Here is a 10,158-nt window from a genome sequence, read left to right on the forward strand (position 1 = left end):
ACGCCGCCCGCCGAGTCGCTGGGAGTCGAAGCCGATATCCGCCGAGACCTGCACGCGCGCCTGCAGATCCTGCCTGCCGATGTCGTTTCACCAGCGACGGCAGTCCGGCCAGTTGGTGTCGCGGATTATGAACGATCTCAGCACGATTCGCGATTTGCTGTCATTCGGCGCGGTATTCATGATGCTCAACCTGCTGCAGATCACCGTGGTGACGGTGTGTCTGCTGGCGATGTACTGGCAGATCATCTCGCACCGACTCGACGCGGCCGAGGGCGCCGACCGGGTGCTGTTACTCGACGAATCGGGCCGGATCGTCGCCGACGACGTGCCGGGCAATGTCGTGGGGCACGGCCACCCGGGATAGCTGGTACCCGGCGCCGAGACTCATACCACGGCGTCGTTGTGCGGCGGCGCGTCGGCTGCGTGGTGTCGCGGCGGCAATCCGATGCGCCGATAGCGCGCCAACCGAGCGGCCATGCGTTCGGCGTCGGGAATCGACCGCAGCGCATGCACCTCGGCCGCGATGGCGCGCGACAGCCGTCGGGCGAACTCGACCGGCTCAACTGCGGCGTCGGGATGCTCGGGCACGATGACGTCGACAATGCCGGCGGCCAGCAGGTCTGCCGACCGGACACCTTGGGCCGCAGCGAGCTCGGCGGCATGCGCGGTGTCGCGGAACACGATCGCGCTGGCACCCTCCGGCGGCAGCGGGGCCAGCCAGCCGTGCAGCGCGGCCAGCACCCGGTCGGCGGGCACCATCGCCAGAGCCGGTCCACCGCTGCCCTGGCCCAACAGCACCGACACCGTCGGGGTGTCCAGTGTGACGAGGTCGGCGAGGCTCTGGGCGATCTGTCCGGCCAGGCCACCTTCCTCGGCTTCGGCCGACAACGCGGGTCCGGCGGTGTCGATCACTAGTACCAACGGCAACCGCAACTCGGCGGCCAGCGCCATGCCTCGCCGGGCTTCGCGCAGCGACGCGGGACCGACAAGACCGCCGACGACTCGTTGCTGGCCCAGAACCACCGCCGGCTGGCCGCAGAAGCGAGCCAACGCCAGCAGCGTCGTCGCCGCTTCGCCATAACCGGTGCCCGAGAGCAGCACCCGGTCGGTGGCGCCATCGCGCAACAACCGCGCCACACCCGGCCGGTCGGGCCGTCGTGACGCCACCACTGAGTGCCAGGTGGCCACGTCGGGCACCGGCTCGGGCGGCGCCGACGCCGGCGGCGGCTCCGGAGCATCGGTGAGCACCGTCAGCGCCCGATCCACCGTGCGGCGCAGCTCGTCGAGCGCGACGACGCCGTCGATCACGCCATGGCGTTGCAGATTCTCCGCGGTCTGGACACCGGAGGGAAAGGGTTCGCCGTAGAGCAGCTGGTACACCCGGGGACCCAGGAAACCGATCAGGGCGCCCGGTTCGGCGACGGTGATATGACCCAGCGAGCCCCACGACGCGAAAACTCCGCCGGTGGTCGGATTGCGCAGGTAGACGAGGTAGGGCAGGTGCGCCTGCTGGTGCAGCCTGACGGCCGCGGCGATCTTCACCATCTGCAGGAAGGCGACGGTGCCCTCCTGCATCCGGGTGCCGCCGGAACTCGGCGACGCCAGCAGCGGCAGGCGCTCGGCGGTGGCTCGCTCGACGGCGGCGGTAATCCGTTCCGCCGCGGCAACCCCGATCGATCCGGCGAGGAAGTCGAATTCGCACACCACCACCGCGACCCGGCGCCCGAAGATACGTCCCTCGCCGGTCAGCACCGATTCGTCGCGGCCGGTGGCGGCCCGGGCCCGGGCCAGATCACGTGCGTAAGACTCCGACACCGGCACCGGCAGCGGGTCGGCATCCCAACTGGTGAACGAGCCCTCGTCCAGCACCGCGTCGCGCAGTTGATCGGTCGTGATACGACTCACCCGATGAGGCTATATAGGCTGGCGCCATGATCGGTATCACCCTGGCCGAGGCCGTGATGACAATTGAGTTGCAGCGCCCGGAGCGCCGCAACGCCCTGAATTCCCAACTGGTGGAGGAGTTGCGCGAGGCCATTCTCAAAGCCGGTGACGGGTCGATTCGCGTGATTGTGCTCACCGGCCAGGGCACGGCATTCTGCGCCGGAGCAGACCTGTCCGGAGACGCATTCGCCGCCGACTACCCCGACCGGCTCATCGAGCTGCACCGGGTCATGGACGCCACGCTGATACCGGTGATCGGCGCCATCAACGGTCCGGCTATCGGCGCGGGCCTGCAGCTGGCCATGCAGTGTGACCTGAGGGTTGTCGCGCCGGAGGCATTCTTTCAGTTTCCGACGTCCAAATATGGCCTGGCGCTGGACAACTGGAGCATCCGCCGGCTCTCCTCGCTGGTCGGTCACGGCCGGGCGCGCGCGATGCTGCTGGCCGCGGAGAAGCTGACCGCGGAGATGGCGTTGCACACCGGAATGGCCAACCGGATCGGGACGCTGGCCGACGCGCAGGCGTGGGCCGCCGAGATCGCCGGCCTGGCGCCGCTGGCAATTCAGCACGCCAAGCGGGTGCTCAACGACGACGGCGCCATCGAGGAGCCCTGGCCGGAGCACAAGGAGTTGTTCGACAAGGCCTGGGGCAGCCAAGATGTGATCGAGGCACAGGTCGCGCGTGTGCAGAAGCGGCCGCCGAGGTTTCAGGGGGAATAGTCGTGGTGGTGCGCCGAGCGCTGCGACTGGCCGCCGGCACGGCCTCGCTGGCGGCCGGTGGCTGGCTGGTGCGGGCACTGCACGGCGCACCGGCTGCGCTTGGGGCAAACCCGGCGACCATCCGCGCCATTTCGGAGGGGTCGCCACACTACCGGGACGGCAGCTTCGTCAACCTCGACCCGGGGTCCATCTACGTCATGGGCCGTGAGGAACTGCGGCTCATCATCTGGGAGTTCGTGGGTAATCGCAGTGGCAGCAGGCCCGCCAAGCCGATCCCGCTGGCCGCCCCGGAGATCTACAAAGGCGACGCCAGCCGGCTCGCCGTCAGCTGGTTCGGTCACTCGACGGCGCTGGTGGAGATCGACGGGTACCGGGTGCTGACCGATCCGGTGTGGAGCAACCGGTGCTCGCCCTCGGATCTCGTCGGGCCCCAGCGGCTACATCCGCCGCCGGTGCAATTGGAGGGGCTTCCGGCCGTCGACGCGGTGGTGATCAGCCATGACCACTACGACCATCTCGATATCGACACCGTCATCGCGTTGACCCGCACCCAACGTGCGCCGTTCTTCGTGCCGCTCGGAGTCGGTGCCCATCTGCGGGCGTGGGGCATTCCCGAGCAGCGCATCATCGAACTCGATTGGCAGCAGAGCGGCCAGGTTGACCAGCTCAGGATCGTCTGTATGCCGGCACGGCACTTCTCGGGACGCTTCCTGAGCCGGGATAACACCTTGTGGGCGTCGTGGGCGTTCATCGGTCCCAGCCATCGCGCCTACTTCGGCGGTGATACCGGCTACACCAAGAGCTTCGCCCAGGTCGGCGCGGACCACGGGCCGTTCGACCTGACGCTCATGCCGATCGGCGCCTACAACACCGCGTGGCCGGATATCCACATGAACCCCGAGGAGGCGATCCGGGCGCATCGGGACGTCACTGATTCCGGCGCGGGGCTGTTGGTGCCGGTGCACTGGGGCACCTTCCGGCTGGCTCCGCACCCGTGGTCAGAGCCGGTCGAGCGGCTATTGGCGGCCGCTGAGCCCGAGCGAGTCAAGGTGGCGGTGCCGCTGCCGGGTCAGCGGGTGGATCCGGCCGGGCCATTGAGATCCCACCCGTGGTGGCGGCTTTAGCTCGAGGGCGTTGCACCCGGCCGCTGGTCACGTCGCTCCCGCCGCGCGATTCGGCACCGGGTTAGAGTGAGCGGCCATGACGAGACGCGCGGCGACGGCCGCACTAGTTGGGATGTTGCTTGCGCTGGTGGCATGCGGGCCCGCGCAGCGGGCATCCGGCCCATCGTCCGCACTATCCAACGTTCCGCCCAATGAGGTTTCGGGCCTGGACATTCCGGCCCGGCGCATCGACCAGGCGGTGGCGAAGCTCGACGGCCTGGTCGCCGAGCTGATGAAGACCAGCGGCATCCCCGGCATGGCCGTGGCCGTTGTCCACGGTGGAAAGACGTTGTACGCGAAGGGTTTCGGCATCAAGGATGCCAGCAAGGCCGACGGTCCGGACAACCGGGTGGACGCCGACACCGTCTTCCAGCTGGCATCGGTGTCCAAGTCGGTGAGTGCCACGGTGGTGGCACACGAAGTCAGCACCAACGTGGTCAGCTGGGATACGCCGGTCGTCGCCAAACTGCCGTGGTTCGAACTCGGCGATCCCTATGTCACCAGCCATGTCACCATCGCCGACCTCTACTCCCATCGCTCCGGATTGCCGGACCATGCCGGTGACCCGCTGGAAGATTTGGGTTACGACGGACAGCAGGTGCTGGAGCGGCTCAAGTACTTGCCGCTGGCCCCTTTTCGGATCAGCTACGCCTACACCAACTTCGGCGTGACCGCCGCGGCCGACGCGGTCGCGGCGGCGGCCGGCAAATCCTGGGCGGAGCTGTCCGACGAGGTGCTCTACCGGCCGCTGGGAATGACGTCCACCAGCTCGCGGTTCGCCGATTTCCTGGCTAGACCCAACCACGCGGTCACCCACATCAAGGTCGGCGACAAATGGGAGGCCCGTTTCCAACGGGATCCCGATGCCCAAACGCCCGCGGGCGGGGTCAGCTCCTCGCTCAACGACATGACTCGCTGGCTGACCATGGTGCTGGCCAACGGCACCTACAACGGCCAGCAGATCACGTCGCCGGAGGCGCTCTTGCCGGCCATCACACCGCAAGTGATCTCGACGCCCGCGCGGCTGCCGAAGGCGCGGGCGGGCACCTACGGTTACGGATTCAATGTGTCGGTGAACTCGTCGGGTCGCACCCAGTACGGTCATTCCGGCGGATTCGGGTTGGGGGCCGCGACGAATTTCACGGTGATGCCTTCTGAAGACGTCGGCATCATCGCCCTGACCAATGCCGCGCCGTACGGAGTGCCGGAAACGCTGACGGCCGAATTCATGGACCTGGTGCAGTACGGGCAGGTGCGCGAGGATTGGGCGAACCTGTACCGGCAGCAACTTGCCCCGCTGAACAACCCGGAGGGGTCGCTGGTCGGCAAACAGCCTCCGGTCAGCCCCGCGCCGGCACGGCCGTTGAGCGACTACGTCGGGGTCTATGCCAACGACTACTGGGGTCCGGCCACCGTGACCGAGCGTGACGGCCAGCTGCAGCTGGCGCTGGGGCCGAAGGGCCAAACATTCACGTTGACGCATTGGGACGCCGACACTTTCGCTTTCCCGCTGTCGACCGAAAACGCCTTACCCGGATCCATTTCCAAGGCTGTCTTTTCCGGCTTTCCCGTGGCCGCCCTGAACCTCGAATACTACGACGCCGACAAGCTGGGAACGTTTACCCGATGAGTGCCGCGCCCGGCTTGACCGATGCCGAAGTGGCGCAACGGTTAGCCGAGGGCAAGAGCAACGACATCCCGGAACGGACCACCCGCAGCGTCGCGCAGATCATCCGGGCCAACGTGTTCACCCGGATCAATGCGATCCTGGGCGTGCTGCTGGTGATCGTGTTGGCGACGGGCTCGGTGATCAACGGGCTGTTCGGTCTGCTCATCATCGCCAACAGCATCATCGGTATGATCCAGGAGCTCCGGGCGAAGCAGACGCTGGACAGCCTAGCGATCCTGGGGCAGGCGAAACCCTTGGTGCGCAGGCGATCCGGTACTCAGACCCGGTTGCCAAGCGAAGTCGTGCTGGACGACATCATCGAACTCGGTCCGGGAGACCAGATTGTCGTCGACGGTGAGGTGGTCGAGGACAGCAACCTCGAGGTTGACGAATCACTGCTGACCGGCGAGGCGGACCCGATCGCCAAAGATCCCGGTGACACGGTGATGTCGGGCAGTTTCGTCGTCTCCGGCACCGGGGCCTACCGCGCGACCAAGGTGGGCCGGGAGGCGTACGCGGCCAAGCTGGCCGCCGAGGCCAGCAAGTTCACGTTGGTGAAATCCGAACTGCGCAACGGTATCAACAGGATTCTGCAGTTCATCACCTATCTGTTGGTGCCCGCGGGACTGCTGACCGTCTACACGCAGCTGTTCACCACGAAGGCCGGGTGGCGGGAATCGGTGCTGCGGACGGTGGGTGCTCTGGTGCCGATGGTTCCCGAAGGTCTGGTGTTGATGACGTCGATTGCGTTCGCGGTCGGCGTCATCCGGCTGGGCCAACGCCGATGCCTGGTGCAGGAATTGCCCGCCATCGAGGGGCTGGCGCGGGTCGACGTGGTGTGTGCCGACAAGACCGGCACGCTGACCGAGACCGGTATGCGGGTATCGGAGGTCCGTGGTCTGGGCGGCGCTGACGACTGTTTGGTGGACGTGCTGGCTTCGCTGGCTGTCGCTGACGCCCGACCCAACGCCAGCATGCAGGCGATCGCGGCGGCCTGTCAGTCGCCGCCCGGCTGGATCCTGACTGCGACCGCGTCTTTCAAGTCTGCGACCAAATGGAGCGGTGCCTCGTATCGCGACCACGGCAACTGGGTGATCGGCGCGCCCGATGTGCTGCTTGACTCGGGATCGGCGGCCGCTGAGCAGGCGGAGCGCATCGGGGCGCAGGGGTTGCGGGTGCTGCTGCTGGGCGCGTCCGACGTCCCCGTGGACCACCCCGACGCGCCCGGACGGGTCACCCCGGTCGCTCTGGTGGTGCTCGAGCAGAAGATCCGTCCCGACGCCCGCAAAACGCTTGAATACTTTGCCGACCAAGGCATTTCAGTGAAGGTGATCTCCGGAGACAACGCCGTGTCGGTCGGGGCGGTCGCCGGCAAGCTCGGGCTGCGCGGCGAAGTGCTGGATGCGCGTCAACTCCCCACCGAGCCCGCGGAACTGGCCGATGCGTTGGAATCCTTCACGACGTTCGGCAGGGTGCGTCCCGACCAGAAGCGAGCCATTGTGCATGCCCTGCAGTCGCACGGGCACACCGTGGCGATGACCGGCGACGGCGTCAACGACGTGCTGGCCCTCAAGGACGCCGACATCGCGGTGGCGATGGGGGCGGGTAGCCCGGCGTCGCGCGCGGTAGCGCAGATCGTCTTGCTGGACAACAGGTTTGCCACCCTGCCTTACGTCGTCGCCGAAGGCCGCCGGGTGATCGGCAATATCGAACGGGTCGCGAATCTGTTTCTGGCCAAAACGGTGTATTCGGCGCTGCTGGCGTTGCTGGTGGGGATCGAGTGCTTGCTTGCCAAGCCACTGGGGGCCGATCCGCTGTTGTATCCGTTCCAGCCGATCCATGTGACCATCGCGGCGTGGTTCACCATCGGCATTCCGTCGTTCATCCTGTCCCTGGCGCCCAACAACGAGCGCGCCTATCCCGGCTTCGTTCGACGCGTGTTGACCTCTGCGCTGCCGTCCGGACTTGTCGTGGGCACGGCGACTTTCGTTTCCTACCTCGCGGCCTATCCTGGCCGTCACTCGACATGGCCTGAACGGACGCAAGCCTCAACCGCGGCGCTGATCACGTTGCTCGTGACCGCGCTATGGGTACTCGCCGTGGTGGCACGGCCCTACCAATGGTGGCGTCTGGGACTGGTTATGGCCTCCGGCGCGGCCTATTTGGTGATCTTCAGCCTTCCGCTGGCGCAGCAGAAGTTTTTCCTGGACCCGTCGAATCTCGTTGTGACGTCGATTGCCTTGGGCATCGGCGTGCTCGGGGCCGCGGCGATCGAGGCGACGTGGTGGATTCGGGCCAGGGTGCTTGGTATCAAACCGCAGGTATGGCGCCGACCGGAAAAGTAGCGACGAGCACGTCAATATGGGCGGACGTCAAAGGCGTGGCATGACGGGTCACATGTGTATAAAGACTTTACATTAGGCCCTATCCAAGAATGGTTCTTTCTTCGCCGTCTATTTTTGGCGAAACCGCGAAATTCGTGCTTCGAACGCCGTATGCTGACGGGAAAATCCGCTTGACGGCAATCGGCTGAATCCCGGTGACCGCCGGATTGTCGCAGGCAGTGATCGATGGGTGGCCCCCGATGCGGCGGCCACCTGGGAGAGGTTGCCGCGAATGAATTTTTCGGTCTCGCCACCGGAGATCAATTCGGCCCGCATATTCAGCGGTGCCGGAGCAGGCCCGATGCTGGCCGCGGCGGCGGCGTGGGACCAGTTGGCCGGCGAGCTGGGAACAGCCGCAACCGCATTCTCGTCAGTGACCTCGTCGCTGGTGGGTTCTTCCTGGCAGGGCCCGGCGTCGGCGGCGATGGCAAGCGTCGCCGGAAGCTATCTCGGATGGTTGTCCTCGGCGGGAGCGCAAGCAGCGCAGGCGGGTGGTCAGGCTCGGATCGCCGCGGCCGCGTTCGAGGCGACCCGCGCGGCCACGGTGCATCCGGCAGCGGTTTGGGCCAACCGTTCTCAGCTGGTTTCGTTGGTGGCCTCCGACCTGCTCGGCTTCAACGCGCCGGCGATCGCCGCCGTCGAGGCCACATATGAGCAGATGTGGGCCCAGGATGTGGCGGCCATGTTCGGGTATCACGCCGGCGCTTCGGCGGCCGCGTCGGCGTTGACGCCGTTCATCCAGTTGGTGCAGAACCCCGTCGCCGCCGGCGAGGCGCTCGTCGCGGCCCTGCAAGCAGCCGTCTACCCGCCCGCCGGCCGGGTGAGTGTTTTTAATGCGGGGTTGGCGGATGTGGGGGTGGGTAATGTTGGTTTTGGGAGTGTGGGTGATGGGAATGTGGGTGGGGGCAAACACCGGCGCGTTCATCTCCGGTGACGGCAACAACGGATTCTTCTGGCGCGGCACCGGCCAGGGCCTTATCGGCGCCGACTACACCATCACCATCCCCCAGATCCCGCTTACCCTCGGCGGCGGCGGCACCCTCAAACTCCCCATCACCGGCAGCGTCACCGCCCTGACCGTACAGCCCTTCACGGTGCACGGGATCGGCGACAGCTCCACCGGCATACCGCTGAATCTGCAGATCAACGTTCTCGGCCAACAGACCGACGAAATCGGCGTCAACGTCCACATCCCGGTGATCGACAAGAACGTCACCATACCGCTGCCGCCGCTACCGATTAGTTTGGGAATAACCGTCGACAATAAGATAGGTGCTATCCTCACCCCGCAGATCAGGATTAGTCCGATTACGTTTAATGATTTTGTGGTGGGTGGTGATTCGACGTCGTTGTCGGCGGATGTGTTGGGTGGTCTTGGGCCGGTGACGATTCCGGTGTTTCAGCTGTCGCCGGTTCCGGGTTTTGGGAATTCGACGGGTGTGCCGTCGTCGGGTTTCTTTAATTCGGGTGCCGGTGGTGGGTCGGGGTTCGGGAATGCCGGTGGTGGGGTGTCGGGGTGGTGGAACGTCGCGTCGCAGGCCTCGGGTTATCAGAATTTGGGCAGCTTGGTGTCGGGTTTCATCAATAAGGGTGATCTGCTGTCGGGGATCAACAACACCAACATGTTGGGTCTTTCGACCTCGGGTGTGGGTAATGTCGGGGATCATTTGTCGGGGTTGTTCTTCCAGGGCGCCGACCGGATGAGTGTTTTTAATGCGGGGTTGGCGGATGTGGGGGTGGGTAATGTTGGTTTTGGGAGTGTGGGTGATGGGAATGTGGGTGGGGGCAAACACCGGCGCGTTCATCTCCGGTGACGGCAACAACGGATTCTTCTGGCGCGGCACCGGCCAGGGCCTTATCGGCGCCGACTACACCATCACCATCCCCCGCATTCCCCTCGCCATCGGCTTAGGCGGCATCCTCAAACTCCCCATCACCGGCGACATCACCGGCCTCACCATCAACCCCTTCACCCTCCACGGGATCGGCGACAGCAACACCGGTATACCGGTGAACGCCGACTTCACCCTCCTCGGATCAACCGGTGGCACCACCATCCACTTCGATATTCCCGGCACCGATCTCGGTTTCAGCTTCGACCTGCCGTCGCTGCCGATTTCCATCGGAGTGGACGTCGATGATCAGCTCAGCCCTATTACTGTCCCACGGATCAGGATTAGTCCGATTACGTTTAATGATTTTGTGGTGGGTGGTGATTCGACGTCGTTGTCGGCGGATGTGTTGGGTGGTCTTGGGCCGGTGACGATTCCGGTGTTTCA

The 10,158-nt window shown here is 65.7% G+C and carries 6 protein-coding genes and 2 pseudogenes; 7 read left to right on the forward strand and 1 reads right to left on the reverse strand.

The features are described from left to right. Positions 1-15: 15 nt before the first annotated feature. Positions 16-244 (forward strand): annotated as a pseudogene (locus tag CDN38_RS18650) (ABC transporter transmembrane domain-containing protein); the annotation flags it as partial. 140 nt (positions 245-384) lie between these two features. On the opposite strand, the gene CDN38_RS18655 reads toward CDN38_RS18650, so the two are convergent. Next, a complete protein-coding gene (locus tag CDN38_RS18655; protein WP_075512128.1) occupies positions 385-1,905 on the reverse strand; it encodes an acetyl-coenzyme A carboxylase carboxyl transferase subunits beta/alpha in 1,521 nt (506 codons plus the stop codon). 26 nt (positions 1,906-1,931) lie between these two features. Here CDN38_RS18655 and CDN38_RS18660 point away from each other — a divergent pair, with 26 nt between their 5' ends. The 6 genes and pseudogenes from CDN38_RS18660 to CDN38_RS29585 form a co-directional block, all read left to right on the forward strand. Beyond that, entirely contained in the window at positions 1,932-2,663 is a 732-nt protein-coding gene (locus tag CDN38_RS18660; RefSeq protein WP_075512129.1) for an enoyl-CoA hydratase, read from the forward strand. 5 nt (positions 2,664-2,668) lie between these two features. Beyond that, positions 2,669-3,787 (forward strand): MBL fold metallo-hydrolase, encoded by a 1,119-nt coding sequence (locus tag CDN38_RS18665; RefSeq protein ID WP_099319424.1) that lies wholly within the window; start codon positions 2,669-2,671, stop codon positions 3,785-3,787. Between the two features lie 76 nt (positions 3,788-3,863). Next, positions 3,864-5,456, forward strand: a complete 1,593-nt coding sequence (locus CDN38_RS18670) for a serine hydrolase (RefSeq protein ID WP_075512130.1) — start codon at positions 3,864-3,866, stop codon at positions 5,454-5,456. After that, on the forward strand, positions 5,453-7,840 hold the full coding sequence (locus tag CDN38_RS18675; RefSeq protein WP_075512131.1) for a cation-translocating P-type ATPase: 2,388 nt from the start codon (positions 5,453-5,455) through the stop codon (positions 7,838-7,840). Before CDN38_RS18670 ends, CDN38_RS18675 begins: the two co-directional genes overlap by 4 nt. Before the next feature lie 271 nt (positions 7,841-8,111). Beyond that, positions 8,112-8,826 (forward strand): annotated as a pseudogene (locus tag CDN38_RS31025) (PPE family protein); the annotation flags it as partial. Between the two features lie 826 nt (positions 8,827-9,652). Next, a partial coding sequence (locus tag CDN38_RS29585; protein WP_180276348.1) for a hypothetical protein occupies positions 9,653-10,158 on the forward strand: 506 nt, incomplete at its 3' end.

This window comes from Mycobacterium ostraviense, assembly GCF_002705925.1.
Classification (GTDB): domain Bacteria; phylum Actinomycetota; class Actinomycetes; order Mycobacteriales; family Mycobacteriaceae; genus Mycobacterium; species Mycobacterium ostraviense.